The organism is Halopseudomonas sp. 4NH20-0008 (assembly GCF_057548395.1).
In genome coordinates, this window is sequence record NZ_BAAJMD010000003.1 from 178,741 (window position 1) to 204,607 (window position 25,867).

General features: G+C 57.2%; 26 protein-coding genes. 18 read left to right on the forward strand and 8 right to left on the reverse strand.

Going from position 1 to position 25,867, the window contains the following annotated elements; translation table 11 throughout:
- The first annotated feature begins 6 nt into the window (after window positions 1–6).
- Window positions 7–354, forward strand: a complete 348-nt coding sequence (locus AC27HQ_RS04550) for a Na+/H+ antiporter subunit G (RefSeq protein ID WP_487154824.1) — start codon at window positions 7–9, stop codon at window positions 352–354.
- A 79-nt stretch (window positions 355–433) separates the two neighbouring features.
- Here AC27HQ_RS04550 and AC27HQ_RS04555 read toward each other — a convergent pair whose 3' ends face one another.
- Entirely contained in the window at window positions 434–988 is a 555-nt protein-coding gene (locus tag AC27HQ_RS04555; RefSeq protein ID WP_487154826.1) for an OmpA family protein, read from the reverse strand.
- 134 nt (window positions 989–1,122) lie between these two features.
- Here AC27HQ_RS04555 and AC27HQ_RS04560 point away from each other — a divergent pair, with 134 nt between their 5' ends.
- The gene (locus AC27HQ_RS04560; RefSeq protein WP_487154827.1) at window positions 1,123–1,767 is read left to right on the forward strand and encodes a hypothetical protein; all 645 of its coding nucleotides are present in this window, start codon (window positions 1,123–1,125) and stop codon (window positions 1,765–1,767) included.
- A 14-nt stretch (window positions 1,768–1,781) separates the two neighbouring features.
- Here the strand turns inward: AC27HQ_RS04560 and AC27HQ_RS04565 are convergent, their stop codons facing one another.
- The gene (locus tag AC27HQ_RS04565) at window positions 1,782–2,906 is read right to left on the reverse strand and encodes a high-affinity branched-chain amino acid ABC transporter substrate-binding protein (protein ID WP_487154828.1); all 1,125 of its coding nucleotides are present in this window, start codon (window positions 2,904–2,906) and stop codon (window positions 1,782–1,784) included.
- A gap of 285 nt (window positions 2,907–3,191) precedes the next feature.
- On the opposite strand from AC27HQ_RS04565, the gene AC27HQ_RS04570 reads away from it, so the two are divergent.
- Window positions 3,192–3,497: a DUF2288 domain-containing protein gene (locus tag AC27HQ_RS04570; protein ID WP_487154830.1), complete on the forward strand. Its 306-nt coding sequence runs from the start codon at window positions 3,192–3,194 to the stop codon at window positions 3,495–3,497.
- Window positions 3,498–3,501: 4 nt separating this feature from the next.
- Here AC27HQ_RS04570 and phnE read toward each other — a convergent pair whose 3' ends face one another.
- From phnE to AC27HQ_RS04590, 4 genes are read right to left on the reverse strand one after another with little or no spacing between them, the layout of a single operon-like run.
- Window positions 3,502–4,266, reverse strand: a complete 765-nt coding sequence (phnE, locus tag AC27HQ_RS04575) for a phosphonate ABC transporter, permease protein PhnE (RefSeq protein ID WP_487154831.1) — start codon at window positions 4,264–4,266, stop codon at window positions 3,502–3,504.
- Window positions 4,263–5,096, reverse strand: a complete 834-nt coding sequence (locus AC27HQ_RS04580) for a PhnE/PtxC family ABC transporter permease (protein WP_487154832.1) — start codon at window positions 5,094–5,096, stop codon at window positions 4,263–4,265. Before AC27HQ_RS04580 ends, phnE begins: the two co-directional genes overlap by 4 nt.
- Complete coding sequence (locus AC27HQ_RS04585; RefSeq protein WP_487154834.1) at window positions 5,087–5,902, reverse strand: phosphonate ABC transporter ATP-binding protein; 816 nt, start codon at window positions 5,900–5,902, stop codon at window positions 5,087–5,089. The genes AC27HQ_RS04580 and AC27HQ_RS04585 overlap by 10 nt, the downstream gene beginning before the upstream one ends.
- Before the next feature lie 3 nt (window positions 5,903–5,905).
- Window positions 5,906–6,772 (reverse strand): putative selenate ABC transporter substrate-binding protein, encoded by an 867-nt coding sequence (locus AC27HQ_RS04590; RefSeq protein ID WP_487155014.1) that lies wholly within the window; start codon window positions 6,770–6,772, stop codon window positions 5,906–5,908.
- A 143-nt stretch (window positions 6,773–6,915) separates the two neighbouring features.
- On the opposite strand from AC27HQ_RS04590, the gene AC27HQ_RS04595 reads away from it, so the two are divergent.
- A complete protein-coding gene (locus AC27HQ_RS04595) occupies window positions 6,916–7,701 on the forward strand; it encodes a hydroxypyruvate isomerase family protein (protein ID WP_487154835.1) in 786 nt (261 codons plus the stop codon).
- Between the two features lie 6 nt (window positions 7,702–7,707).
- Here the strand turns inward: AC27HQ_RS04595 and AC27HQ_RS04600 are convergent, their stop codons facing one another.
- Window positions 7,708–8,139: a PA0061/PA0062 family lipoprotein gene (locus AC27HQ_RS04600; RefSeq protein WP_487154836.1), complete on the reverse strand. Its 432-nt coding sequence runs from the start codon at window positions 8,137–8,139 to the stop codon at window positions 7,708–7,710.
- Entirely contained in the window at window positions 8,139–9,377 is a 1,239-nt protein-coding gene (locus AC27HQ_RS04605) for a substrate-binding periplasmic protein (protein WP_487154837.1), read from the reverse strand. The genes AC27HQ_RS04600 and AC27HQ_RS04605 overlap by 1 nt, the downstream gene beginning before the upstream one ends.
- Before the next feature lie 203 nt (window positions 9,378–9,580).
- Between AC27HQ_RS04605 and AC27HQ_RS04610 the strand changes: the two genes are divergently transcribed.
- The 14 genes from AC27HQ_RS04610 to fliG all read left to right on the forward strand — a co-directional run bounded on the left by AC27HQ_RS04610 (window position 9,581) and on the right by fliG (window position 25,864).
- Entirely contained in the window at window positions 9,581–10,435 is an 855-nt protein-coding gene (locus AC27HQ_RS04610; protein ID WP_487154839.1) for an SDR family NAD(P)-dependent oxidoreductase, read from the forward strand.
- A gap of 239 nt (window positions 10,436–10,674) precedes the next feature.
- A complete protein-coding gene (locus tag AC27HQ_RS04615; protein ID WP_487154841.1) occupies window positions 10,675–12,588 on the forward strand; it encodes a flagellin N-terminal helical domain-containing protein in 1,914 nt (637 codons plus the stop codon).
- Between the two features lie 615 nt (window positions 12,589–13,203).
- The gene (locus AC27HQ_RS04620) at window positions 13,204–14,772 is read left to right on the forward strand and encodes a flagellin N-terminal helical domain-containing protein (protein WP_487154842.1); all 1,569 of its coding nucleotides are present in this window, start codon (window positions 13,204–13,206) and stop codon (window positions 14,770–14,772) included.
- Window positions 14,773–14,844: 72 nt separating this feature from the next.
- Window positions 14,845–15,249, forward strand: coding sequence for a flagellar protein FlaG (locus tag AC27HQ_RS04625; RefSeq protein ID WP_487154843.1), 405 nt, complete (start codon window positions 14,845–14,847; stop codon window positions 15,247–15,249).
- A 98-nt stretch (window positions 15,250–15,347) separates the two neighbouring features.
- Window positions 15,348–16,814, forward strand: coding sequence for a flagellar filament capping protein FliD (fliD, locus tag AC27HQ_RS04630; protein WP_487154844.1), 1,467 nt, complete (start codon window positions 15,348–15,350; stop codon window positions 16,812–16,814).
- Complete coding sequence (gene fliS, locus AC27HQ_RS04635; RefSeq protein WP_487154845.1) at window positions 16,811–17,179, forward strand: flagellar export chaperone FliS; 369 nt, start codon at window positions 16,811–16,813, stop codon at window positions 17,177–17,179. Before fliD ends, fliS (AC27HQ_RS04635) begins: the two co-directional genes overlap by 4 nt.
- Before the next feature lie 102 nt (window positions 17,180–17,281).
- Window positions 17,282–17,665, forward strand: a complete 384-nt coding sequence (gene fliS, locus AC27HQ_RS04640; protein WP_487154846.1) for a flagellar export chaperone FliS — start codon at window positions 17,282–17,284, stop codon at window positions 17,663–17,665.
- A gap of 10 nt (window positions 17,666–17,675) precedes the next feature.
- Window positions 17,676–17,972, forward strand: a complete 297-nt coding sequence (locus AC27HQ_RS04645; RefSeq protein WP_487154847.1) for a flagellar protein FliT — start codon at window positions 17,676–17,678, stop codon at window positions 17,970–17,972.
- 208 nt (window positions 17,973–18,180) lie between these two features.
- Window positions 18,181–19,647 (forward strand): sigma-54 dependent transcriptional regulator, encoded by a 1,467-nt coding sequence (locus tag AC27HQ_RS04650; RefSeq protein ID WP_487154849.1) that lies wholly within the window; start codon window positions 18,181–18,183, stop codon window positions 19,645–19,647.
- A gap of 113 nt (window positions 19,648–19,760) precedes the next feature.
- Window positions 19,761–20,996 carry a sensor histidine kinase gene (locus AC27HQ_RS04655; protein ID WP_487154850.1) on the forward strand — a complete coding sequence of 412 codons (1,236 nt, stop codon included), beginning with the start codon at window positions 19,761–19,763 and terminating at the stop codon, window positions 20,994–20,996.
- Window positions 20,993–22,480: a sigma-54-dependent transcriptional regulator gene (locus tag AC27HQ_RS04660; protein WP_487154851.1), complete on the forward strand. Its 1,488-nt coding sequence runs from the start codon at window positions 20,993–20,995 to the stop codon at window positions 22,478–22,480. The genes AC27HQ_RS04655 and AC27HQ_RS04660 overlap by 4 nt, the downstream gene beginning before the upstream one ends.
- Window positions 22,481–22,757: 277 nt before the next feature.
- Window positions 22,758–23,090, forward strand: a complete 333-nt coding sequence (gene fliE / locus AC27HQ_RS04665) for a flagellar hook-basal body complex protein FliE (RefSeq protein ID WP_487154853.1) — start codon at window positions 22,758–22,760, stop codon at window positions 23,088–23,090.
- 43 nt (window positions 23,091–23,133) lie between these two features.
- The gene (gene fliF / locus AC27HQ_RS04670) at window positions 23,134–24,852 is read left to right on the forward strand and encodes a flagellar basal-body MS-ring/collar protein FliF (RefSeq protein WP_487154854.1); all 1,719 of its coding nucleotides are present in this window, start codon (window positions 23,134–23,136) and stop codon (window positions 24,850–24,852) included.
- Window positions 24,845–25,864 carry a flagellar motor switch protein FliG gene (fliG, locus tag AC27HQ_RS04675; protein WP_487154855.1) on the forward strand — a complete coding sequence of 340 codons (1,020 nt, stop codon included), beginning with the start codon at window positions 24,845–24,847 and terminating at the stop codon, window positions 25,862–25,864. The genes fliF and fliG overlap by 8 nt, the downstream gene beginning before the upstream one ends.
- Window positions 25,865–25,867: the final 3 nt, after the last annotated feature.

Below are 25,867 nucleotides of genomic sequence, written 5' to 3' on the forward strand. Positions count from 1 at the left end.
CGGACTATGAGTGCAGCCCTGCAAGACGCCACTGTAGTTGAGTGGATTGTCGCCGTACTGATCCTGATTGGCAGTTTGTTCGCTTTGATCGGCTCTATCGGTTTGTTGAAACTGCCTGACTTTTTCATGCGTCTGCATGGGCCAACCAAAGCCACTACCCTAGGCGTGGGCGCGTTGGTGATAGGTTCGCTGATTTATTTCAGCACCCGCGGCGAAGGTCTCAGTCTGCATGAACTGTTGATTACGCTGTTTCTGTTCATGACGGCGCCGGTCAGTGCCAATATGCTGGCCAAAGCAGCCATGCATGAGCGACTCAAGCGGGTTGAGCGAACGCGCGGTGAGCCTTGGGAATAAGGTTCGAACAGGTTTGCAGGTGAGGGTAGGTCGTTTCAATTTTCTACCGCTGCCCGGTCGGGCAGCGGGTTGGTATCGATCAGTTGGCAGAAGCCATGCGGGTTGGATAGGGTGTCAGTAGAATTTCTACCCGACGATTAAGCTCCTGTCCCGTTGGCGTGTTGTTATCGGCACGCGGTTGCGCTTCGCCCATGCTGCGCAGGTGCATGCGTTGGCGGCTTACACCGCCAAGCATCAGAACACTGGCAACGGCCTGGGCGCGCTCCATGCTGAGCTGATGATTGATGTCGGCATCACCGGCGCTATCGCTATGACCTATCACCGAATACTGGCTGTCGACGTCGTCCCTCAGCGCCTGGGCAACCTTGCTTAGCGGTACCAGGCCGGAGGGCAGCAACAAGGTACGTTTTGGGTGAAAGTTGCCAGCTACCGGAATGATCAGGCGAATCTGCTCTCCTTCGCGTTCAATCTCGAAGCCTTGTTCAGCGGCAATGCTGCTCAGGTGGGCTATTCGAGATTCGGCCCAGGGTGGCGGTGCTGCCTGCACGACCGGTGGAGCAACAGGTGCCTTTGACGAGCATGCGCTGGCCAACAGTGCCAGGGAAAGAAGTGCGAGAGCGTGTGCTGTTTTCATAATGACCGTCTACATCTGAGCTGAGGTTTCCGCAAGAGTAGCCTCATTGCAGGCCGACAGGGTAGCATCAGTTGCTCATTTTGTGATCTATTGCCAGTCGTTTATTTAACTCAGTGTGGTTTTGGAGTAACAGCATGTCATTCTCCGCTCGGCATCTGCGCATGCCACTGTGTTTACTGTTCACCGCTCTGGGTGGCTGCGCGCTGCTGCCGGCGCCCTGGTTTGCCGAGGAGCAGCGCTACAGCGGTTTGCTCTTCGTCGCCGAGGGGCTCAGCACCCTTGAGCCCTGTGACGGCAGCGAGCTGCGGGTTCTGGAGCAGACCGACACCCTTGATGCACTATTCAATCAGCTGGCTCAACCGGGTCAGACGGCCATTTTTGTGGATTTGCTCGGTGTTGAACGCGGCGACCAGCGTTTGCGTGTAGGCGAAGTTATTCGCATGCAGTCCAGTGGGCGTGGATGTGCTGACAGCGCCTATGTTACTCAACGATGGGTGGCGCAGGGTGATAATTCAGACTGGCGTGCGGAACTCGGCAGCGCCGGTTTGCAGCGGGTTGATCAATCAGCGGCCATTGCCACAGTGCTACCAGTGATCAGCGAAGAGCTGCCGGGTGTGGCTTTGAGTTACCGGAGCTTGCGGGGTACGGCACAAGAGCTGTTGATTTACCCGCAGCCATGCTTCAGCACTTCCTCCAAGGATTACTTTCATCGCACCGCGGTGCTTATGCAAGAAGGAACACGTCTTGCCGGTTGCGCCTACCGCGGCCTACAACCCTGATAGAAAGTGTGCGGCTATTGCGTAAGGGCGGTTTTGCTAGCATCGGCATGCCAGCGATAGACCACAAAGCTGAAGGTCTGAAGATCACCCTTGGTATCAAACTCAAGGGTGCCTATGGGCGTTTCAAAGCGATTGTTTCGCAGCGCTTCGGCCACGTCGGGAGGCTCGCTGTTGCCAGCCAGCCTGATCCCTTCGGCAATCACTTGAACAGCGGCGTAGGCCGGGAAAACAAAGGGGCCGGTAGGGTCTTCATTTCTGGCAATAAACGCCTCAACCAGCTCAGCATTGCGCGGGTCCTGGTCAAAGGCCTTGGGCAGCGTCACCAACAGGCCTTCTGCGGCGGCTCCGGCAATGGTTGAAATAGCACTGTTACCCACACCTTCCGGCCCCATGAAGCGGGCATCGAAACCACGTTCAGCCGATTGACGCAACAGCAATCCGAGCTCAACGTGATAGCCGCCGTAGTAAACGAAATCAACACCAGCCGTTTGCAATCGGCTTATCAGTTCGGAAAAATCCTGTTGCTCCGCGTTGATCTGTTCAAACAAGGTAACTTCAATACCGGCTGCGCTCAGTTGTGAGCGGACTACTCCGGCAATGCCTTGGCCATATTGCTTGCCATCATGCAGTACGGCGACTGTTGCAGGTCTTATCTGGTTAACGATGTAATCACTGGCGATATCGCCCTGCAGGCTGTCCAGGCCGATGGTTCTGAATAAAAGTTGATGACCATGGGTGGTAATCTCGGGACTGGTCGAGGCAGCGGTGATCATCAGGATACCTTCCTCCTCATAAATGCGTGAGGCAGGCTGGGTGGAGCTGGAGCAAAGGTGGCCGACAACAAAGCGGATGTTTTGGCTGACGATCCGGTTGGCCACTGCTACGGCCTGCTTGGGATCGCAGGCATCATCAAAGATAACAGCCTCGAAGTTGTTGCCGTTGACCCCGCCTGCGGCATTGATATGCTCGATGGCCATTTTCGCGCCAACAAACTGCATATCGCCATAATCGGCGACCGGGCTGGTAACAGGGCCAGCCAGAGCAATCTTGATCGTGTCTGCCATGACAACTGAACCGCTGCAGGTCAGGACAAGGGCTGCCAGGAGGTTGGGAAGGGAGTGTGTGGCGGCCTTTTTCATAGCATCTTCTCGCTCAATGATGTGCCATATCGATGGTCGGGCTGAGCGGGCTGCCAGCGCATCCATGACCAGATCGGGTTGGCGCTGTCACGCCACACGATGGCATCCAGAGATATCGTTATTCGTGCTTACCATACGGCATAAAGCCGGTGCTTTACAGCATGTTCAATTCGAGATGAGCGCGCGTGTTGCCAGTGCCTGTGCCTTTTAGCCGGGTTCAATGTTTGCCAGGCTGGCCTGGCCGGTTAAGATGCGCTGGAATAAATGTCAGATAGGAGTAATTACATGACAGACCCAAGTGATACCTATGCTGCGATTCTAGGTGCAACAGCACCCATCGACTGGAAGGCGCTGGAGCCTCACTTTGCTGCAGGGCAAACGCTGACGGTGAGCGCGGAGCTGGATCTGGTGACGGTGGCCGAGGCATTGATTGCCGATCGTGCCGAGAAGGTCAAAGACTGGATGCAGGCGCAGCAACTGCAGGCGACCAGCGATGCGCAGGCCGCAGACTGGGCGACACGCAACCCGGACAGCCTGTGGGCGGTGGTTATCCGTCCCTGGGTGCTGGTGCAGGAGCGGGCGGCAAACTGAGCGTTCAGCCCAGACGGCTGCGCCACCAGGCACTCAAGGCATCAACCAGCAGTACCATCAACAACATCGCAATGATCACGCTAAGTGCCCGAGGCTGTTGAAACAGGCTGAGGGTGACGTATAGCATCTGCCCCAGACCGCCAGCGCCGACAAAGCCCAATACCGCGGCCATGCGAATATTGTTTTCCCAGCGATACAGGCTGTAGGCCAGCCATTGCGGTATGACCGCGGGCAAGGTGCCGTAGCAGAATGCGGTAACAGCCCCTGCACCACTGTCGCGTAGCGCCTGGGCTGGCGCGTTCGGGGTATTTTCCAGCGCCTCGGCAAACAGCCGCCCGAGCACACCGCTGGTATGCAGGGCGATGGCCAGGGTGCCGGCAAAGGGCCCCAGTCCGGCGGCCAGTACCATCAGTGCCGCCCAGACCAATTCCGGGACCGAGCGCAGGGCATTCAGCAGCAAGCGCGATAGCAGCTTGGCCAGGTAGCCCAGACGACCGGCGGCGAGCAGGCTCAAGGCGGCGCCGGCGAGCGCGGCCAACAGGGTGCCGATGGCGGATATGGCCAGGGTTTCCAGCGCACCCCAGCCAATCTGCCGCAGCCAGTCCGGTGACTGATCAGGGGGGAAGAACGCGCTGGCGTAGGCAGCCATCTGGCTGGGACTGTCGCCGCGCAGTAAACCGCCCAGATCCAGATTCAGGTAACTGAATGAGGCAATCAGGGCGGCTGCCAGGGCACTGATCCAGAGCAGGGATTCCAGGCGTCTGTTCATGCCAACCGCCGTCGTAGCAGCGTGCTGAGTTGGTCGGCCAGTAACACCAGCAGCAGAAAGGTCAGCAGAATAGTGACCACTTCGCCGCCGGCAAACATGCGTATCGACAGATCAATCATCTGACCCAAGCCGCCAGCGCCGACAAAGCCCATGATCACCGAGGCGCGTACTGCACATTCCCAGCGGTACAGGGTATAGGAGGTCAGCTCCTGGGCCGCCAGTGGCAGGATGCCATAGAAAAACGCGCTCAAGCGAGAGCTGCCGCTCTGCATCAGGGCTCTGGCCGGTCGTTGATCAACTGACTCGCAGATTTCCGCAAAGACCTTGCCGAGCATGCCGCTGTAGGTAATGGCAATAGCCAGCACCCCGGCCGTTGGCCCCAGACCGACGGCGCGCACAAACAGCAGTGCCCAGACGATTTCAGGGATGCTGCGCAGCAGCATCAGCAGTAGTCGTACCGGGTAGCGTGCGGCGCTGGACCAGCGTGATGACCGGCCATGGATCACAGCCGACACCGACAGCGCCTTGCTTGATAGCAATCCGAGAGGAATGGCCAGGGTCAGCGCCAGGGCTAGCCCGGCTGTGGCCATAGCCAGGGTTTCCAGGGTGGCCTTGCCCAGCATGGCAAGAAACTCGGCGGACAGATCCGGTGGCCAGAAGCCGGCGAGGAAGCGACCCAGGGTGCTGCTGTTACGCGGATCAAACAACAGGCCGAGATCGAACTCGGTCAAAAGCAGACCCGGCCAGAGCAACAATACTGCCAGCAGACCCATGGCCAGGCGTGGCAGCAGGGCAGGATCCCGTGGGTCACGGGCTGAAATCAAAGACATCGAGGCGGTGCCAGACTTGGCGCAGGATCTGTTGCCAGCGGGCCTTCAATGTCCTGTGTGGCCAGACTGACATTGCCGTACAAGGCTGTCAGGTCAGCCGGGCTGACGTCCGCGGCAGCGCAGTCGAACAGAACGCGTCCATCGCGCAGGCCTATTACCCTCTGGAAATGCCGAAGCGCCAGGTCGACCGCATGCAGACTGGCGACCAGGCTGATCTGGCGCTCTTCGGCCAGGCGGTTGAGCAGGCCCAAGGTATGGTCAGCCAGCACCGGGTCCATGGCCGAGACCGGCTCGTCTGCCAGCAGAAGATCAGCACCCTGATACAGCACTCGAGCAATGCCCACCCGTTGCAGTTGGCCGCCGGACAGCTGGTCGCAGCGGGCAAACAGACGGTCCTGCAAGTCCAGCGGTGCCAGTGCGGCACGGGCGCCGGGGATATCCAGGGGGAAACACAGCGATAGCAGGGCGCGCAGCAGAGACCACTGCCCCAGTCGACCGGCCAGTACGGCGGTGATCACCCGTTGCCGGGGCGGCAGCGGTGGGCTTTGATGAATCAGGCCGATGCGTGTTCGCAGCTGTTTCAGCGCTCGGCCTTTGAGCTTGGCCGGTTCGCTGTCGAGCACATGCAGGCAGCCTCGGCTGGGCATAAGCCCAGTACCGAGCAGCCGCAATAGGGTGGTTTTACCCGCGCCGGAGGAGCCAATGATGGCAACCCGTTCACCAGCGGTGATCTGCAGGGAGATATCCTGCAGCGCAACATGGCCATCGGGGTGGGTCAGGCCCACCCCTTGCAGGTCAATACCCATGATTTATTGCAGCAGACCGGCTGCCCGTGCTGCGGCTTCGATGCCTTGATAGTTCTCGGGCTGGGTTTCGATAAAGCGACTGGCGCGCTGAAGGTCGAGAATGACCTTGTGCTCGGGGTTTTCCGGGTCCAGTGCCAGGAAGGCCTGCTTGATGCGTTCAACCAGCTCGGGGTCGAGATCGCCGCGCACCGTCCAGTTGTAATCGAAGTAGGTCGGTGAGGTTTGATAGACGCGTACCTTGTCGGTATCGACCTTGCCCTCTGCGACCAGCTTGTCCCAGACCGAGGCGTTGAGCACGCCCGCATCGACGCGGCCGGATTCAACCCAAGCGACGGTGGCATCATGGGCACCGGAATAGCCGACACGGCCAAGGTACTGGTCAACCTCCAGGCCGTCCTGCTGCATGAAAAAACGCGGCATCAGATGGCCAGAGGTAGACGACACCGAGCCAAAGGCAAAGCTCTTGCCCTGCAGATCGGCATGGCTGTTGATGGTCGGGTCAGCGGTAATGAAGGTACTGGTAAAGACCGCATCCTGTTCGCGTTGTACAACCGGAATGGCATCGCCGGTGCGCAGGCGCGCCTGAACGAAGGTAAAACCGCCGAGCCAGGCCAGGTCCAGACGTTTTGAGCCCAGAGCCTCGACGACGCCGGCGTAGTCAGAGACGGGTTGAAACTCAACCGGCATACCCAATTGCTGCTCCAGGTAAGCGCCGAGCGGCTCGAATTTGCGCAGCAGTTCAGTGGGGGCTTCATCAGGTATGGCGGATACTCGCAGAACCCTCTGCTCGGCGCTGGCAGTAAAGGACGAAAACAGGCAGGCAGCAGACAGGCACAGGCCCGCCAAAGTGGCCATGTGGCCTTTGATCATCGACATGGTATTTCTCCGGTTCAATAGCGGAAGACTCCCATCCGGATGTCGAGTCCTGACGGGGCGTGGCGCGATTGTAGCACGCACTTTGCAACCAACGAGGCTAAGATGCGGATTGCAAAGGTCATCATGGGAGTCTGCATATGGTCTGGCCGCTGGCTGCCAATCTGTCAATGTTGTTTACCGCCGAGCCGCTGAGCAGACGCGTTGTGGCCGCTGCTCATGCGGGCTTTGCCGGCGTGGAAATACAGTTTCCCTATGACTGTCCGGCCCCGGAGTTGCATCAGGCGTTGCAGCGCAGTGGCATGCCGTTGGTGTTGATCAATCTGCCTGCCGGGGATCTGCTACAGGGTGGCCCGGGGCTGGCCTGCGTACCCTCACGGCGCAACGACTTTGCCCGCGCGCTGGAGCAGGCGCTGGCCTATGCCGAGCATGTCAGGCCTCTGCGGGTCAATGTGCTGCCGGGATGCCTGGAGCAGGGGCTGGAGCCCGCTGTGGCGCTGGATTGTCTGGCGGATAATCTGGCGGCAGCGGCCAATGCCTTTGCCGAGCTGGGTATCGGGGTCGTCTGTGAGGCCATCAACCGGCACGATATGCCCGGGTTTGTACTGGCCACTGCGGAGGAATTGGCGAGCATGCTGACGCGCGTTGCCCATCCCAATCTGTCAGCGCAGCTGGACTTCTATCATATGCAGCGCATGGGCATCGCCCTGGCGGATGCCGTGACTGCTCTGGCTGGACGTATTGGTCATGTGCAGTTCGCCGATCTGCCAGGCCGTGGCGCGCCGGGTAGCGGTCAGATCGACTTTGCCGCTGGTCTCGAGGCGCTGGAACAGGCGGGTTACAAGGGCTGGCTGGCTGCTGAGTACCGTCCGGTCGATGGCGACTTTGGCTGGATCGAAGACTGGCGTTCACGCGGTTGGGTTTAGGTTCTTTTACACACCCGGACCGCAACGCAGAACATCGGCGCGAACCAGGCGTTCGCCCTCGGTGTTTTCCAGCCAGGCGACAGGCCTCATGCCGCGCCGCTCGGCTCTGACCAGGTAAGGCTTGCCGGCGGCAAAGTCGTCATAGGCCAGTGCCATTATGCAGGTGCGAAAGCGTGGCTCACCAAATCCATTGAGACTGGCGCCGCCAGGCAGCTCGAATCGATAGCGCAACTGCAGGCTATGTTCTCCGGGCGTCAGGTCGGCAAAGTGCAGGCTGCGCACCAGTTCCCCGTTAAGCCGGTAGGCGCTCAGTTGGTCAGCGGGTGCGCTGCTGAACAGCACGCGGGCCAGGCCCGGAGGTACAGGATTCGGGTCCTTGATAGCACAACCACTCAAGACTGAGGCCAGCAGCATAAGGGGCAGCCAGGTGCATCGCATCAGTAAGCTTCCGGTATTTTCAGCGCTTGCTGAATATCTAGGCCGAGGATCAGCACACCGATCACCTCTCCATTTTCAGGATTACGAATCTGACTGCTGATGTGCACCTGATAACTCTGGGCGGATTGATCATAGTCCAATGGGCCGATTACCGAGCGGGTGCTTTTGCTGAAAAAGGCGTCAGAAAACTTTATTTCATCGCCTTGCCAGTAGTCTGTTGTCACCTCACTGATGGCGACATTCAAACCAAGGTTATCCGTGACCATGATTTCGGTAATCAATTCGGCGCTGGCGTTTTGCCGCTCCTTTAAGCTGGCCGACAATGGGTGCGCCAACACACTGTTGATCAACACGCGGTTGTTACTGCGATTTTCTTCAAGCCATTGGCGGTCTTGGGCCAGCACCTGCGGAATGCTCATGTTCTGATGCAAGCGGTTCTGGGCAATGACCGCTGTAATCAGTTCAGGTTGCAGCAGCCAATCGCTGAACAGCTGCTCATGCAAGCTTAGCAGGCGCTGTTGTTCTTCAGCGGTCAGCGTATGCCGTTCAGGCAGGCAGTGAAATATTTCGTGATTGAATCGGTCAAGAAAATCGGGCTCCTCGGCGATCAGTCTGCTGGAAAAGTACACGCCCAGGTTGGCGTATTGCTGGAAATGGTCATGGGCTGGACGCAAGCCCAGCGGCAGTCGCGTCAGTTCGGTACGCAGGGTGCGTTGGTCGGCCAGGAAAGCATCGATGCGACCGCGCTGCAGCAGCTTCAATAGCTGCTCGGTGGAGCTGACCTGTTGTTCGATGTGATAGCTATTCTCCTGCAGCCACGCCACCTGATTGCTGCCGCGCACAGCACCAATACGCTGATTCTGTTGTTGATCTGTGCTGGTGCGCCGAGGGCGCACATCGGCGTTGCTGTACCAGTACCACTTCTCGAGTGCCAGTGGGGCGGAGAGTACGGCAAAGTCACTGGCCCGACGCATTTTGCTGGCGGAAAAAAAGCCGTCTGATCGGTTCTGGCTGACTTCGTGTATGGCGCGCTCCCAGGGCATCACGCGGATTTCAAAGGGCTGTTGCATAGCATTGAAAATACATGCCAAAGCCTCTACGGAGCTGCCGCGCAGCAGGTCATCTTCCTGCACTTGATAGGGTGGAAATATGTCGGTGGTGAGTATGATTGGGCGAGCCAGCAGCAGTGGGCTGGTGAAAAGGCAGCAAAGCAGGCAGGCAAAATGCATCCGATTCACAATGGCGATTCCTTTTCGCATGGGACGATCAAATTCACTATAGATCATTCAGTAAGGGCAGCGCGATGCGGTGCTGATTAATCCAGGCAGATCACCGTGACTAATTAATATGGTTGGCACGGGGCAAGTTAGGCATGCTATTCATTGAACTTATAATATGTGCGGCCTGCTTTTGGGCTGCTGAATGACAGGAGAGCAGGCGGATGCAAAACTTGAGTGGCAAGGTCGCCGCCATTACTGGCGGTGGAAGTGGGTTGGGGCGTGAGCTGGCACTGCGTTGTGCCGCCCGTGGCATGAAGCTGGTGCTGGGCGATGTGGATGAAGCCGGCATGCAGGAAACCCAGCGCCAGGTTGAAGCGCAAAGCCCCGGCACCCAAACCGCGACCATGCGTCTTGATGTCTCCAAACTGGAGCAGGTGCAGGCCTTTGCCGACCTGGCCAAGCAGCAGTTCGGTGCCGCCCATGTGATCTTCAACAACGCCGGTGTGAGCGTCGGTGGTCCGGTCTGGATGAATACCGTGGCCGACTGGGAATGGGTCATGGGCGTCAACCTCTATGGCGTGGCCTGGGGCGTCAAGGCTTTTACCCCGATGCTGATCGAGCAGGGTGAAGGCCATATCGTCAACGTCGCGTCTGCGGCTGGCTGGCTGAACGGCCCGAGCATGGGTATCTATAACGTCACCAAGCATTCAGTGGTTGCTCTATCGGAAACCCTGGCGCTGGACCTGCGTGATGTGGGCGCTGACAACGTAGGTGTGACGGTACTCTGTCCGGCGTTTTTCCCCACCGGCATCCATGATTCTGCCCGAAACCGTCCGGCGGACAAGGCCGACACCCTGGAGCGCGTGGAAGTGGCAGCCGAACGCGCCGCCGCGATCAAGGCGGCAGTAGAGAAGGGCAAGATCAAGGCCGCCGACATCGCCGAGATGACTCTCAAGGCGGTCGAGGACAATCAGTTCTATGTATTCCCGCACCGCAAGATCAAGGACCTGATCAAGCTGCGTGCCGCGGCGGCTGACGCAGAAAAAACCATGTTTGATTCGATGAATCCGTTCTAACCTGAACGGCAGGTAGTTGCGCCTCGCCCCCTCCTTTTCAAGCCAAGCAGGGGGCGTTTTTAGGTTCGTTAGCCGATGAGCAGTGTGTGCCGCAGTCGTCACCATCACCGTAAAAATCCAGTTTTCTCCTCAAGTTTTAATCTGCTCAGCCGATTATCCATACAGATGCTGATAAATAGCCTTCGCGTACCGGCTGGTTGTGGTGTGTGCGGTCCTAATGGATTTTTGGAGTACGGTCTATGTCACTTACGGTCAATACCAATGTGGCGTCACTTAATGCCCAGCGCAATCTGGGTAGCTCATCGAGTAATCTTCAGACATCGCTGGAGCGGCTTTCTTCGGGCTCGCGTATCAACAGCGCCAAGGATGACGCCGCCGGCCTGCAAATTGCCAACCGTCTGACCAGCCAGATCAATGGTCTTGGTGTGGCCGTGCGCAATGCCAATGATGGGGTTTCACTGTCGCAGACGGCGGAAGGCGCGTTGCAAGAGTCGACCAATATTCTCCAGCGCATGCGTGACCTGTCTTTGCAGTCAGCCAATGGCGGCAACGGCGACTCCGAACGCAAGGCCTTGAATGATGAAATGGTGCAGCTGAAAAACGAGCTGGACCGTATCTCGACCACCACCCGCTTCGGCAGCAAGACCCTGTTCGACGGTGCCTTTGCCGAAAACGTCCAGGTCGGCGCCCAGGCCAACGAGACCATCAGCGTCAAGATCGATAGCTTCCGCACTAGCGACTTGGGGACCAAGGCCAGCCGTGAGGCGACCTCCGCGCGATTGTCGGCGGGTAGCGGTGCTTCCAGTCTTGTTGTTGGCACCCCAAGCTCAGCATCCGCGATTGTGGGTGCCGGAGCTGCGCGACTGGATTATTCCGGTGTTGCAGCATCATTTTTAGGGGATGGGGCAGTAACGCCTGGTAGTCCTGCCACTCTTGACTTCCCAGCTAATGACACCATCACGATCAACCAGTTGCCCGACGGTTCATCGGCGAATATTTTTGTGCCTTCCATCAGTACTAGTGGTACCTCAGACATCTATACCGATGCAGCCGAACTGTCCAATGCGATTCAGATTGCTATCAATAATGCCGGTATTACAAGTATCGAGGCTTTTTTCGAGGGCAATTTTGTTGGTTTGCGGGAGGTGGATAGCGGCTCAGGTTTTCAGGGTGTTGATATTATTGTTTCCAGTAGCGCTGCAGGAGGGCGTTCATTTGGCTCTGTTCTTCAATCGAATAACGCTGTTGCCGGTCCGCCCGCGGCATCAGTTGTACTTGATCTTGGTGGTGATACTCTTTCCATTGACCTTGATCAGGACTACGGAGATATAGATAGCCTTGTAAACTATATTCAGGGCGAAATTGATGGAGATGCGGGGCTAGCCGGGCGACTTGAGGTAAGTAGTGAAAGTGGTGTTTTGACTCTTACCCAAACGGGGGATTTGCTTGGTGAATCCTTGTCTATTTCTGGCACGGGTGCTGATGCACTCTTTGGAGCAGGCCGATCCTCGGTTCAAGGGGTAGTTGGAGACTCAGGGGCTTTTGCAATTTCGGTCAATGGTGGTCCGGCGCAAACGATCAATATTGATCCGGGGAATTACACTACGCTGGAGTCCCTGGCTGACAATCTCAATCAAAAGATAGCCAGCAACGGCACGTTGAGCGGTCAGGTGCGAGCAAACGTCGATGCCGGCCGCTTGCAGTTTGTCACTACCGACAAGGGGGCCGATGCCCGGATCGATCTGGTCGATGATGGTGGTTTGGCTGCCCTGGGCTTTGCCGTCGCCGATCCGTTGGCCCTGACGGCCGAGGGTGTGGCCGAGGGTGCCCAGGCACTGAATTCGGTCGAGAAAATCGACATTACCACAGTGGAAGGTGCTCAGGCCGCCATTGCCACCATCGATGCGGCGCTGCAGGAGGTGGATGTGACCCGTGCGTCCCTCGGCGCAATCCAGAACCGCTTCGAGTCGACCATCAGCAATCTGCAGAATGTGGCAGAAAACGCTGCGGGTGCCCGTGGCCGGATCCAGGATACCGACTTTGCGGCCGAAACCGCGAATCTGACCAAGAACCAGATTCTGCAACAGGCCGGCACCGCGATTCTGGCCCAGGCCAACCAGTTGCCGCAGGCGGTTCTGAGTTTGCTTGGGTAATACACCGGCGTTAGAAAAAGGCAGCCTCAGGGCTGCCTTTTTGTTGAGTCAATATATTGTCCAGACTTAACCCCGTTCGCGTTCAAGGCCTGGCCGGCCGCCCCGGTCCTACCGTTGTGGCTGGTGTTTGTAGGAGCGCGCTTGAGCGCGAATATTGGAGGGCAGGTTGTCCCAGGCCAAACCCCTTTCGCGGTCGAGCCCGCTCCTACCGGGGTGGGGTGGTGTAGGAATGCGCTTGAGCGCGAAAAGAGGCCTGCAGGTTTCCCATGCCAAACCCGTTCGCGTTCAAGGCCTGACCGGCTGCCCAAGGACTACCTTGTTCTGGGTTTGCGTGTTAGCGCAATAGGGCTCAAGTTTTTCTATTAATTGTCGATACAGGTATATCGGTATCGCATCTGTTGACGTCAATTGCTTGTCAGGTGCGCAGGGAAGGGTTTTTTGGGTAGCTAACTGATTGTCAAGCCAACAAAAAACTTTTTTTAAAAATTCCCTAAAGCTCCTGATGGCAGCGCCGATACAGTAACTGAACGCGAACTCAATGGGTGCCTGGGCAAAGCCGGCCCGCGAGTCGCAAGCTCAGGCAAACATAAACACGGTCCACAGAGGTACTACACCATGGCTCTTACAGTTAATACTAACGTTGCCTCCCTGAACGCCCAGCGTAACCTGGGTACGTCTTCGAGCAATCTGCAGACCTCTCTGGAGCGTCTGTCTTCCGGTTCGCGCATCAACAGCGCCAAAGACGATGCGGCCGGCCTGCAAATCGCTAACCGTCTGACCAGCCAGATCAACGGCCTGGGCGTGGCAGTACGTAACGCCAACGACGGTATCTCCCTGGCTCAGACCGCGGAAGGCGCCCTGCAGGAATCCACCAACATTCTCCAGCGTATGCGTGACCTGTCTCTTCAGTCAGCCAACGGCGGTAATGGCGACTCAGAGCGCAAGGCACTTAACGACGAAATGGTTCAGCTGAAAAACGAACTGGACCGTATCTCTACTACTACCCGTTTCGGCAGCAAGACCCTGTTTGACGGCGGCTTCGCCGAGAACGTCCAGGTCGGTGCTCAGGCCAACGAAACCATCAGCGTCAAGATCGACAGCTTCCGTACTACCGATCTGGGCACCAAGGCCAGCCGTGAAGCTACTGCTGCTGCATTGACTTCTGGTGCCGCACCAACCAGTTTGACTATCTCGACTGGCTCTGCTGGATCAGCTGGGTCTGCTTCGGTCTTCACCGGTACCGTCGATCTTGACGGAGATCTCAGCGGTGCGCCTGTCACCTTCGCCATCACCGACGGCAATAACACAACTGCTGACATCACCCTCAATGATGGGGTTGCTGCAAACAACCTGACCACCGTCAATAACGCTCTGACAGCCGCAGGTATCAGTGCCACAGCGACCTTCGACGGTACCACTGGTGCATTGGTCCTTACTGAAGATGCAGTGGCTGGTAACTTTAATGCGCTGGCACTGAACGTAGTCGATGGCACAGCGGGTGATGCTACTGATGTAGGTGGCTCTAACGCTCTTGGAACCGCGACCACGCCAGCTGTAGTGGGTAATAACCAGTTTGATATCGCCGTGAATGGCGGTGCAGCAGAGACTATAACCATCGATGCAGGTACTTACACAACGCTCGAGTCGCTGGCTGACAACATCAACCAGAAGATCGCCAACAATGCCAACCTGGGCGGCGAAGTACGAGCCACTGTTGATCAGGGCCGTCTGTCCTTTGTTACCACTGACAAAGGTGCGACTGCGGATGTCACCATCACTGATACAACAGGTAACGTAGGGGGTGTGGCTAACCTTGGCTTCACAACTGGCGCTACTGCTGCCGGTGTCGCTGAAGGTGCTCAGGCTGCCAATTCGGTTGAGAAGATCGATATCACCACTGTAGACGGTGCTCAGGCAGCGATTGCCACCATCGACGCCGCCCTGCAGGAAGTGGACGTGACCCGCGCCTCCCTCGGTGCGATTCAGAACCGCTTCGAGTCGACCATCAGCAACCTGCAGAACGTGTCTGAAAACGCCGCTGGCGCCCGTGGCCGGATCCAGGACACCGACTTTGCTGCTGAAACCGCGAATCTGACCAAGAACCAGATTCTGCAGCAGGCTGGTACCGCGATTCTGGCTCAGGCCAACCAGTTGCCCCAGGCCGTCCTCAGCCTCTTGGGCTAAGGGTCGATCGGGGTTAGACTGCGGGGGGAGGGGTAACCTTCCCCCCGCTTTATCCTTTGCGAGGTAAGCACCATGGACATGGGCATACTGAAACCCTTCGATGTTAGCCGCAGTGCCAGCAGTGGTAATGCGCAAGAAGTGGCTGCAGCTGATCGTACGTCGGGCAAGCAGATGGATGCTGCGTTGGTCTCTTCCGCCTCCAAAGCAGTTGGGACGCAAACCCTTTTAGCCGTTGAGCAAAGTGCCGCAGTGGACCGTGACCAGTTGCAAAGTGCGGTCGCCGATATTCAGGACTTTGTCCAGTCGGTCCGTCGTGACATCAACTTCCAGTTGGACGACACCAGTGGTCAGGTTGTTATCAATGTAACCGAGGCAACCAGCGGTGATGTGATCCGCCAGATCCCCTCGGAAGAAGCGTTGCGTCTGGCAGAGAATCTGTCCGAGGTGCGCAGTTTATTGTTTGAGGCAGAGGCTTAAACCCTGTCTGCCGGTTTGACTGGCACAGTACTTGCCTGACTAACCGGGACACGCAATTCGGTTAATCGACCGTCAATTTTCGGTCGCAGGGGTAAGTCATGGCTATTACAGGTATTACGGGTATTGGTTCAGGGTTGGACATCAAGGGCATTGTTGATGCCTTGGTGAACTCTGAAAAAGCACCCAAAACCGCGCAGCTCAATCGGCTGGAGCGGGCAACGACCGAAAAATTTTCAGGTTTGGGCCAGTTTCGCAGCGCCCTGTCCGAATTTCAGAATGTTCTGAAGGACCTGAACAACCCCGCCTTGTTTGAAAAGCGCTCTGCATCCTCCGGCAAGACTGACATCTTTACCGTGTCTGCTGACGCCAAGGCCGCTGCTGGCAATTACAGTGTTCAGGTATTCAACCTGGCACAGACCAGCAAAGTCGCCCTGCGCGGCGTGGATGATCCGGCCGCGGCCATCGGCACCGGCAGCATGACCATCAGTGCTGGCGACAAGACCCTCAATCTGAACATCAGCGAAGCCAATAACAGCCTTAGCGGCATTCGCGATGCCATCAATACGGCAGGCAAGAGCGCTGGTATCAGTGCCACCATTGTCAATGACCCCAGTGGTGTGGGTGGTGCACGGTTGGTACTAAGCTCCTCGGAGTTTGGTACGGGCAACGATATCAACGTCACATCCAGCTCAACCACTGGGGATCTCTCGGTTCTGGACTTCAGTGTGCCGCCAACAACGGATTTTGTCGCACCCGATGCGGATCCAGATAACCCCCGCGATCCTCGAGTGATCAGTTATGCCCGTGATGCCAGCCTGGCGATAGACGGCATTGCTGTTACCAGTGCCGGCAATGTGATTGATGACGTGATCGAGGGTGTAACCCTGACGCTTAAAAGTGCCCAGTCTGCTGAAGACGTAAGTAATGCCAATACCGTCAATCTGACCGTGGGTGAGGACCGGGCTGGAGTTAAAAACTCGGTCAAACGCTTCGTTGAAGCGTATAACAAGTTGATGGGCACCATTGAAAGCCTGACCAAAGTGACGCCGGTGGGCGGTGACGAGGGGCAGCCCTTGGCTGCTGCGCTGGTGGGTGATGCTTCTGTGCGTTCGTTTATGACGGCTACCCGTTCGGAACTGGGCAGTCCATCAGGAGACGGTCCGCTGCGTATTCTGGCCGACATGGGTATTTCCACCCAGCGTGATGGCAGTCTGAAGATTGATGATGCGCGTCTTGACGCGGTATTGGCCGATAACTTCGATCAGCTCAACGGTTTTTTGACCGGCAAGGATGGCTTGATGGCGCGGCTGGAAAGCAAGGTCAAACCCTATGCCGAGGCGGGTGGTATTCTCGAAAGCCGAACCAAGGCCTTGCAGAACACCCTGGCCAGTGTTGACAGCCAGCGTGAGCAACTCAACCGCCGGGTAGGGCAGATGGAAAGCCGACTGCTGGCACAATTCAATGCCATGGATTCCCTGGTAGGACAGCTCAGCCAGACCAGTGATTATCTCGCAGGTCAGTTGAACAACCTGCCAGGTGTGGTCAGACAGGATAACAACCGATGAAAAGCCCTATTGATACCTACAAGCAGGTCAATGTATCCCAGGAGGTATCCCAGTACCGCGCGGTGCAATTGCTGCTGGATGGTGCCATTGAGCGTCTGAAGCTGGCGCGCCATGCGGTAACCACGGGCAATCCTGAGCGACGCGGTGTGGCTGTCAGCAGCACCATCAGCATTATCGGTGCCCTGCAGGGTTCTTTGGACAAGGAGCTGGGTGGCGATATTGCCGAGAATCTGGATGCCCTGTACGACTATATGACCCGCAAGCTGGCAGGCGTTGCGCTCGATGAAACGCCACGGACCCTGGACGAAGTACTGGGGCTGTTGGTCGACATCAAGACGGCCTGGGATGCTATCGAACCGGCCTGAGTCCGTTCATTGTTACTGGCCAAATCAATCAGGAATTTCCTAAAGTTTCAGCCGTGCTGCCGATATAGGAAGCATGTGCCACAACCTTCAGGATAAGCCCCGATGAATGCCTATGCTGCAATGAAGCAATACCAGACGGTCAATGTGCATGCTCAGGTCAGCGAAGCTGATCCGCACCGTTTGATCCAGATGTTGTTCGAGGGCGGTCTGCAGCGCATTGCCCAAGCCAAGGGTGCCATGCAGCACGGCAATATCCCGCTCAAGGGTGAATTGATCGGCAAGTCCATGGGCATTATCAGCGGTTTGCGCGATTCATTGGACCTGAGCAAGGGTGGCGAGCTGGCGAGCAACCTCGATAACCTGTACAGCTTTATGCTGCAGCGTTTGAGTATTGCCAACCTGCACAACGATGCCGCTATACTGGACGAAGTTGCAGCCCTGCTGCGCGACGTGAAGGAAGGTTGGGACGGTATTCGTCAATCCTGAGGAGAAAGGCATGGCTGTCGCCGTAGAGCAGTTGCAGGATACCCACAGAGCGCTTATCGAGGCCGTGCAGTCGGGTGACTGGCAGCAGGTCGGCGATATTGATCGCCTGTGTCGAGAACTGGTATCCCAGGCTATGGCGGAGCCCGAGCGCAACGACCAGGATCTGGCCGATGCACTGGACAGCCTGTTGAGTACCTACCGCGAAGTGACTGCCCTGGTGCAGGCCATTCAGGGCAAGCTGGCGGAAGAGTTGCAGGATCTGCAGCGCAACAAGCAAAGCGCTCGGGTCTATCAGATGTTCTCCTGAGTCACTGCTGACGGCAGGCCAAGCTGCCAGTCAAGCTGCCAAATATTTCCAGGTTATGTGTCATTGTCTGTTGTTCGTCACAAAGACGTGCCAACTATTTGACTGTTGCGCCAAATCTGACTACCTTTGAACCAAGAACAATTCAGTGGCAATGCGCTATCAAGCTGCTTTGCTTTGACTGCGTGTATAAAGGATGGCCACAACGCCCATGTTGCCCAACAGCCATATTCTATTGATTGATGATGATCCTCAGAGTTGCCACGATATAAGCGTGGTGTTGGCCTTTCTGGGCGAAGAAAGCCTGGTAACCAATTCCTCGGCCTGGCAGCAAGAGATCCAATCCCGGAGCGCTCCTCCCGGTAGCTTCAAGTGTGTGATCCTGGGCCATTGTGCCGAGGCTCAAGGCGTGCAACATCTGCTTAGCCAGCTGGATCGTTGGGATGAGAATTTGCCTGCCATTCTGCTGCGGGCTGATCAGGCCAGCCAGTGGCCTGATCACCTTAAGCAACGTCTTCTGGCTGTGCTGGATCCCCCGCTGACCTACAATCAACTGCTTGATGCTTTGCACCGTGCCCAGGTGTATCGCGAGGTGTTTGACGAACGCAATCGTCAGCGCCAGCGTGAGCCGGATCTTTTTCGGAGTCTGGTCGGTACCAGTCGCAGTATTCAGTCGGTTCGTCAGATGATGCAGCAGGTAGCCGATACCGAGGCTACTGTTCTTATTCTGGGCGAGTCTGGTACCGGCAAGGAAGTGGTCGCACGAAATCTGCATTACCACTCACGCCGCAAGGACCAGCCTTTTGTGCCGGTCAATTGCGGCGCAATTCCGGCTGAACTGCTTGAAAGTGAGCTTTTTGGCCATGAAAAGGGTGCTTTTACCGGGGCTATAACCTCCCGTGCTGGACGTTTCGAGCTGGCCCAGGGTGGCACACTGTTTCTGGATGAAATTGGTGATATGCCGCTGCCCATGCAGGTCAAGCTCCTTCGCGTATTGCAGGAACGTACCTTTGAACGTGTCGGTAGCAACAAGGTGCAGACTGCTGATGTGCGCGTGATCGCCGCGACGCACAAAAATCTGGAGCAGATGATTGAGCAGGGTAGCTTCCGTGAAGATCTGTTTTATCGCCTGAATGTCTTTCCCATCGAAATGCCGGCCATGCGCGAGCGTATCGAAGATCTGCCGCTGCTGCTTAATGAGCTGATTACGCGCCTCGAGAAAGAAAAGCGCGGCTCCATTCGTTTCAGTACCTCGGCGATAATGTCGCTGTGTCAGCACGACTGGCCGGGTAACGTGCGTGAGTTGGCCAATCTGGTTGAGCGCATGGCCATCATGCATCCGCACGGTGTGATCGGTGTGGGCGAGCTGCCACGCAAGTTTCGCTATGTCGAAGACGATCAGGAAGATCTGCGCCAGTTGCGTGGCGAAGAGGATGAGCGCGACGAGGCATTCAATGGTCTGGTCGGTCTGGATAGTCCTGCGTTTCTGCCGCCAGAGGGCCTTGACCTGAAAGAGTACCTGGGTGGTTTGGAGCAGACCTTGATTCAGCAGGCGCTGGATGAATGCAACAGCATCGTGGCCAGGGCGGCTGAACGCTTGCGTATCCGCCGTACGACCTTGGTTGAGAAAATGCGCAAGTACGGGATTAACCGCGGTATCGATTCGTCAGAAGACTGACGCTAAAGAATCAATATTTATCCAAGCTATTGAAATTTAACAGTTTAGTATCGATGGCACGGGGCTTGCTTTGTAACTCCTGAAACGCACTCTTTGTTTTCAGGGGAATCCCTATGTCGTTGTCCGCTCAGTCATCGCCGGTGGCTTTATCCGATCTGTCGCAAACACTGCTGCAGCAGGATGAAGCACAGTTAGCCCAAGCCCACGAGCTGCTCAGGCAGATGTCCGGTCAACTGGCCGATTCCCAGGCTCTGCTTCAGCAACAGGTCGATTCGCTCAAGCTGCAACTGCAGGATGTGCGTGCGCAACGTAGTCGCGAACTGGCTGAGCGCGCTTGCCTCGCATCACGTTTGCAGAACTTGCTCGATCTGCTGCCCGGCGGGGTAGTGGTACTGGATGGCAATGGTGTCGTTCGAGAAGCCAACCCGGCGGCCAGGGATCTATTGGGTGAGCCGCTGGAAGGACAACTCTGGCGCGATCTTATCCGTGAACGTTTTGCCCCCCGTGATGATGATTACCATGAAGTGTCCCTGCGCAGCGGTCGTCGCGTGTCGCTAGCGACCCGCTCGTTGATCGGTGAGCCGGGCCAACTGATTCTGATCAACGATCAGACAGAAACCCGTCAGCTGCAAACCCAGCTTGCTCGGCATGAGCGTTTGTCGGCATTGGGGCGTATGGTAGCCTCCTTGGCGCATCAGATACGCACACCACTGTCCACGGCCATGCTTTATGCCAGCCACCTGCATGACGAAACCCTCCCGAATGTGCACCGACAGCGTTTTGCTGCGCGTCTGAGCGGACGACTGCAAACCATTGAACATCAAGTACGTGACATGCTGCTGTTTGCCAAAGGCGACTTGCCAATGGAGGACCTGCTCGATGTCGAAACCCTGTTCAGCAACCTGCGGCAACAAGCTGAACCGCTTGTCGACCAGGCCGGTGCGATATGCAGCTGGAATAACCAGTGCGCGCCCGGGCAACAACTGCGCTGCAACAGTGAAACCCTGACAGGGGCGTTGATCAACCTGATCGAGAATGCCATTCAGGCCGGCGCAGACAAGGCTCGTCTGAAAGTGAGCGCGCGGCTGATTGAAGGCCAGCTGAGTATGACTGTGGTTGACGCGGGCTGTGGCATGACGACTGAGCAACTGGCGCAGATCGGCGAACCCTTTTTTACCACGCGGGCCCAGGGCACCGGTCTGGGCGTTTCCGTCGTCAAGTCGGTTGCCAGAGCACACGGTGGCAGCTTTTATCTGCGTAGCAAGGCTGGCCGCGGCACCTGTGCCGAAGTGCTGTTGCCGCTACTCTCCAATCCTGGCAAGGCCGTTGGTCTGGAGGAACTGTCATGAGTAACCAACGCCCCCGCATCCTGCTGGTGGAAGATGATCCTGCCCTGCGTGAAGCGCTGGCGGATACCCTGAGTCTGGCCGGTTACCGGTTTCTCGAGGCCGGTGATGGCGAAGCAGCGTTGGCGCTTTTGCAACGTGAGACGGTCAGTATGGTGGTCAGTGATGTGAACATGCCGGGCATGGACGGGCACTCACTGTTGCGTATCCTGCACCGTGACTATCCGCAGCTGCCGGTGTTGCTGATGACCGCCTATGGTACGGTTCAGCAGGCTGTCGAAGCCATGCGCGACGGCGCAGTGGATTATCTGGTCAAGCCCTTTGAACCGCGTGCCCTGCTGGATCTGGTTGCGCAGCATGCTTGTGGTCAGTTGCATGCTGCGCCACTGGATGGTCCGGTGGCCGTTGAGCCCAGCAGCCAGCAACTGCTGCAGCTGGCGGCGCGCGTGGCCAACAGTGATTCTACGGTATTGATTTCGGGTGAGTCCGGGACCGGCAAGGAGGTCCTGGCGCGCTTTATTCATCAGTCATCACCACGCGCGCAGCAACCCTTTATCGCCATCAACTGTGCAGCGATTCCGGATAACATGCTGGAAGCCACATTGTTCGGCCATGAAAAGGGCGCCTTTACCGGTGCAGTGGCGGCCCAGTCAGGCAAATTCGAGCAGGCCAATGGCGGCACATTGTTGCTCGACGAAATATCCGAGATGCCCCTGAGTCTGCAGGCTAAACTGCTGCGTGTGCTGCAGGAACGAGAAGTAGAGCGGGTCGGTGGGCGCAAGTTGATCCAGTTGGATATCCGGGTCATAGCTACCACCAACCGCGATCTGTTGGCTGAGGTGGCGGCAGGACGGTTCCGTGAGGATCTGTATTATCGCCTCGGGGTATTCCCGCTACAGTGGCAACCGCTGCGTAGCCGTCCCGGTGATATTCTGCCGATTGCCCAGCGGCTGCTCGACAAACACACGCGGAAAATGAATCAGTCTGCGGTGCGCTTTGCCAAAGACGCCTGTCAGGCACTGCAGCAGCATGGCTGGCCGGGTAACGTCCGGGAGCTGGACAACGCGGTACAACGTGCCCTGATATTGCAAGCGGGTGGTGTGATCCACGCCCAGGATCTGTGTCTGGCCGGCTTTAACAGTGGTGCCTTGAATGTGGCTGCTGCGGATTACGCTGTGCCTGCCTCCGCCGTGGTGGCGCCAGCAGCGGTAACACCTCAGCAAACGTCAAGGCATGTCGAGAATTTGACGGGGATGAGTGCTGCTGATTCAGTGCATCCGTTACCAACTGGTCAGCCAGCCACTGACCTGGGTGCGGGCGTCAGGCAGCGCGAGTACCAATTGATCATGGATGTACTGCGTGCAGAACGGGGCAAGCGCAAGGAAGCTGCAGACAAGCTGGGTATCAGCCCGCGTACGCTGCGCTACAAACTCGCACAGATGCGGGATGCCGGTCTGGATGTCGAGAACAGTCTATACGCCAGTTGAACGGGTAGTCTGCTCGCAGGCTTTTAGAACAGGATGACCGAGTGCCGACTCGGTCTTTCTGCATTGATCTGGCAGCACTGGTCGAAATGCAACGCGATCTTCCCAGGCAAAGGCCTGGTCAGCGCGCTGTGTACGACATCCCAGGGTTGACTGAATGTCACCGCAAACTGGGCTCAATCCCCGTGTTTCCCGGTATTCACGTATGTTGGCACCATTCCTGCTTAACTAACTCCAACGCAATCCACGCCGTCAAAAAAATCGCGGCCCGGAGATAGTCATGACCCAAGGTGTTGAATTCAATAGACTCATGCTGCAGATGCGCTCCATGCAGATGGAAGCCATGAGCAAGCCTCAGGCGCCTGTTGCCGTTGAGCGGAATGCCAATGCGCCAGCCTTTGATGACATGTTGAAAATGGCCGTTGACCGGGTCAGCGAACTACAGCGCAACACCAGTGAGCTTCAGAACGGCTACGAACGTGGTGTACCGGGTATCGACCTGACACAGGTTATGATTGCTTCACAAAAGTCCAGTGTGGCCATGCAAGCGATGACACAGGTCCGTAACAGGATGGTCACTGCCTACGAAGACATCATGAAGATGCCTATCTGAACCCTGTTTCATTGCGCTGTTGTGATTGACTGAGGAAAAGCACATGGATACCGCCACCCCTAATACACCTGCTACCCGTCCAGCGCCTGGAATGGGTCGTAAACCGCTGATGGGGCTGAACTTTCTGGATAACCTGTCGCAACTTCCGATGCTACGACAGTTTGGCTTGTTGATTGGTCTGGCGGCCAGTGTGGCAATTGGTTTTGCGGTCGTGCTCTGGTCCCAGGAGCCGGATTACCGTGCGCTCTATACCAACATGGAAGCCTACGACGCCAATCAGGTCGTCGAGATTTTGCAGCAGAGCCGTATCGAATACCGTATCGAACCCAATACTGGCGCCTTGCTGGTGGCCAGTGCTGATCTGGCTGACGCCCGTATGCGTCTGTCTGCTGCAGGTGTGACGCCCCGTGACAGTATCATTGGATTTGAGATCATGGACCGTGAGCAGGGTCTGGGTACCAGTCAGTTCATGGAAACGGCGCGCTACCGTCGCGGTCTTGAAGGTGAACTGGCACGGACCATTTCCAGTCTCTACAACATCAAGTCGGCACGCGTGCATGTAGCCATGCCACGCTCCACCGTGTTTGTTCGAGACGACCGCAAGCCCAGCGCCTCGGTACTGCTGGAAATGTATGCCGGTCGTCGACTGGAACCGGCGCAGGTCATGGCTATCGTTAATCTGGTTGCCACCAGTGTGCCCGAGTTGAGCAAGGACCAGGTCACTATCGTCGATCAGAATGGCAATCTGCTGTCAGATCAGGCTGAGTTGAGTGAATTGACGGCGGCTGGTCGCCAGCTGGACTATACCCGCCGCATGGAAGAGACCTTTACACGTCGGGTCCACAATATCCTGCAGCCAATTATCGGCAGTGGCCGTTACAAGGCCGAAGTCTCGGCTGATGTGGATTTCAGTGCTGTGGAGTCGACTGCCGAAATGTACAGCCCGGAGTCGGCGCTGCGCAGTGAGCAGGTCGTGACCGAGGCTCGTGGTGGTGCTGCTGGGCCACTGGGTATCCCCGGCGCACTGAGCAACCAGCCGCCTGGTGCTGTGACTGTCCCCGAGCAGGTTATCGATCCGGATACCGGTCTGCCGCTGATTGCGCCGGCGCCTCAGGATACCCGTGAACAGGCTACCCGCAACTTTGAACTGGATCGGCAGATCAGCTATACCCGCCAGCAACAGGGTCGGTTGCGCCGTCTGTCGGTTGCCGTTGTGGTAGATGACGCGGTGAGCGTCAACCCACAGAGCGGTGAAAGCACCAGCACGCCTTTGACCGAAGCCGATATAGCCCAGCTTACTCGTCTGGTGCAGGATGCGGTGGGCTTCGATGCCAGCCGCGGTGACAGTGTCAGCGTTATCAACAGTCCGTTCATTGCCGAGACAGCCCTGGAGCCACTGCCAGCCATTCCAGTATGGGAGCAACCTTGGTTCTGGGATATTGCCAAGCAGGTTCTGGGTATACTCTTTATTTTGGTATTGGTATTCGGTGTGTTGCGCCCGGTACTGAAAAACCTGACCAGTCACTCTGGCTCGAGTTCAGGGGGCGGTTACCCCATGGCCAGCGGTGGCATGGGTGGGCTGGATGATGACCTTCGTGATGACCGTGTGAGTCTCTCTGGTCCTGTTGGCAGCGCCGCCGTGCTGCTGCCACCACCCGGCGCGGGTTATGAGCAGCAGTTGAATGCGATCAAGGGCCTGTTGGCCGAAGATACTGGTCGCGTTGCCCAGGTAGTCAAAGAATGGATTAATACCGATGAGTGAAGAAGCCAAGCGTCCACAAAAGCTGTCAAAGCTGGATAAGGCAGCCATTTTTCTGCTGAGCCTGGGCGAGTCGGATGCCGCCGCCATTCTCAAGCATATGGGGCCCAAGGAAGTGCAGCGCGTCGGCAGTGCCATGGCCGGGATGCGCACGGTAAACCGTGAGCAGGTGCAGCAGGTCATGGGTGACTTCATCGAAACCGTGGGTGAGCAGACCGGTCTGGGTGTCGGGGCTGATGGTTATATCCGATCAATGCTGACCCAGGCCCTGGGCGAAGATAAGGCCAATAGTCTGGTTGATCGGATACTGCTGGGTGGCAATACCTCGGGGCTGGATAGCCTGAAATGGATGGAGCCGCGTGCCGTGGCCGATGTGATCCGCTTCGAGCATCCGCAGATTCAGGCTATTGTCGTGGCTTACCTGGACCCGGACATGGCTGCTGAGGTGGTCAGTTACTTTGATCACAAGGTCCGTTTGGATGTGTTGTTGCGCGTGGCCTCACTGAATACCGTGCAACCCTCGGCGCTCAAGGAACTGAACGAAATTCTCGAGAAGCAGTTTGCCGGCAATTCCAACACCACCCGGGCGAATATGGGGGGTGTCAAGCGCACGGCGGATATCATGAACTTCCTCGAGACCAGTACCGAATCACAATTGATTGAAGCCATTCGTGAAATTGACGAGGACCTGTCAACCAAGATCGAAGATTTGATGTTTGTCTTTGACAACCTGGCAGACGTCGATGATCGTGGTATCCAGGCCCTGCTGCGGGAGATATCCTCGGAGGTGCTCATCATCGCGCTCAAGGGTGCGGATGAGGCGATCAAGGAAAAGATCTTAAAGAACATGTCCAAGCGTGCGTCCGAACTGCTGCAGGACGACCTGGAAGCCAAGGGTCCAGTGCGTATCAGTGAAGTGGAAGCGGCACAAAAGGAAATTCTGACCATTGCCCGACGCATGGCAGATGCAGGTGAGATCGTCCTCGGTGGTAAGGGTGGCGAGGAAATGATCTAGCAA

Excerpts from the sequence above, each read along its gene's own strand:
- AC27HQ_RS04550 (WP_487154824.1), top strand. The coding sequence starts at position 7 with ATGAGTGCAGCCCTGCAAGACGCCACTGTAGTTGAGTGGATTGTCGCC.
- AC27HQ_RS04555 (WP_487154826.1), bottom strand. The coding sequence starts at position 988 with ATGAAAACAGCACACGCTCTCGCACTTCTTTCCCTGGCACTGTTGGCC.
- AC27HQ_RS04560 (WP_487154827.1), top strand. The coding sequence starts at position 1,123 with ATGTCATTCTCCGCTCGGCATCTGCGCATGCCACTGTGTTTACTGTTC.
- AC27HQ_RS04565 (WP_487154828.1), bottom strand. The coding sequence starts at position 2,906 with ATGAAAAAGGCCGCCACACACTCCCTTCCCAACCTCCTGGCAGCCCTT.
- AC27HQ_RS04570 (WP_487154830.1), top strand. The coding sequence starts at position 3,192 with ATGACAGACCCAAGTGATACCTATGCTGCGATTCTAGGTGCAACAGCA.
- phnE (WP_487154831.1), bottom strand. The coding sequence starts at position 4,266 with ATGAACAGACGCCTGGAATCCCTGCTCTGGATCAGTGCCCTGGCAGCC.
- AC27HQ_RS04580 (WP_487154832.1), bottom strand. The coding sequence starts at position 5,096 with ATGTCTTTGATTTCAGCCCGTGACCCACGGGATCCTGCCCTGCTGCCA.
- AC27HQ_RS04585 (WP_487154834.1), bottom strand. The coding sequence starts at position 5,902 with ATGGGTATTGACCTGCAAGGGGTGGGCCTGACCCACCCCGATGGCCAT.
- AC27HQ_RS04590 (WP_487155014.1), bottom strand. The coding sequence starts at position 6,772 with ATGATCAAAGGCCACATGGCCACTTTGGCGGGCCTGTGCCTGTCTGCT.
- AC27HQ_RS04595 (WP_487154835.1), top strand. The coding sequence starts at position 6,916 with ATGGTCTGGCCGCTGGCTGCCAATCTGTCAATGTTGTTTACCGCCGAG.
- AC27HQ_RS04600 (WP_487154836.1), bottom strand. The coding sequence starts at position 8,139 with ATGCGATGCACCTGGCTGCCCCTTATGCTGCTGGCCTCAGTCTTGAGT.
- AC27HQ_RS04610 (WP_487154839.1), top strand. The coding sequence starts at position 9,581 with ATGCAAAACTTGAGTGGCAAGGTCGCCGCCATTACTGGCGGTGGAAGT.
- AC27HQ_RS04615 (WP_487154841.1), top strand. The coding sequence starts at position 10,675 with ATGTCACTTACGGTCAATACCAATGTGGCGTCACTTAATGCCCAGCGC.
- AC27HQ_RS04620 (WP_487154842.1), top strand. The coding sequence starts at position 13,204 with ATGGCTCTTACAGTTAATACTAACGTTGCCTCCCTGAACGCCCAGCGT.
- AC27HQ_RS04625 (WP_487154843.1), top strand. The coding sequence starts at position 14,845 with ATGGACATGGGCATACTGAAACCCTTCGATGTTAGCCGCAGTGCCAGC.
- fliD (WP_487154844.1), top strand. The coding sequence starts at position 15,348 with ATGGCTATTACAGGTATTACGGGTATTGGTTCAGGGTTGGACATCAAG.
- fliS (WP_487154845.1), top strand. The coding sequence starts at position 16,811 with ATGAAAAGCCCTATTGATACCTACAAGCAGGTCAATGTATCCCAGGAG.
- fliS (WP_487154846.1), top strand. The coding sequence starts at position 17,282 with ATGAATGCCTATGCTGCAATGAAGCAATACCAGACGGTCAATGTGCAT.
- AC27HQ_RS04645 (WP_487154847.1), top strand. The coding sequence starts at position 17,676 with ATGGCTGTCGCCGTAGAGCAGTTGCAGGATACCCACAGAGCGCTTATC.
- AC27HQ_RS04650 (WP_487154849.1), top strand. The coding sequence starts at position 18,181 with ATGTTGCCCAACAGCCATATTCTATTGATTGATGATGATCCTCAGAGT.
- AC27HQ_RS04655 (WP_487154850.1), top strand. The coding sequence starts at position 19,761 with ATGTCGTTGTCCGCTCAGTCATCGCCGGTGGCTTTATCCGATCTGTCG.
- AC27HQ_RS04660 (WP_487154851.1), top strand. The coding sequence starts at position 20,993 with ATGAGTAACCAACGCCCCCGCATCCTGCTGGTGGAAGATGATCCTGCC.
- fliE (WP_487154853.1), top strand. The coding sequence starts at position 22,758 with ATGACCCAAGGTGTTGAATTCAATAGACTCATGCTGCAGATGCGCTCC.
- fliF (WP_487154854.1), top strand. The coding sequence starts at position 23,134 with ATGGATACCGCCACCCCTAATACACCTGCTACCCGTCCAGCGCCTGGA.
- fliG (WP_487154855.1), top strand. The coding sequence starts at position 24,845 with ATGAGTGAAGAAGCCAAGCGTCCACAAAAGCTGTCAAAGCTGGATAAG.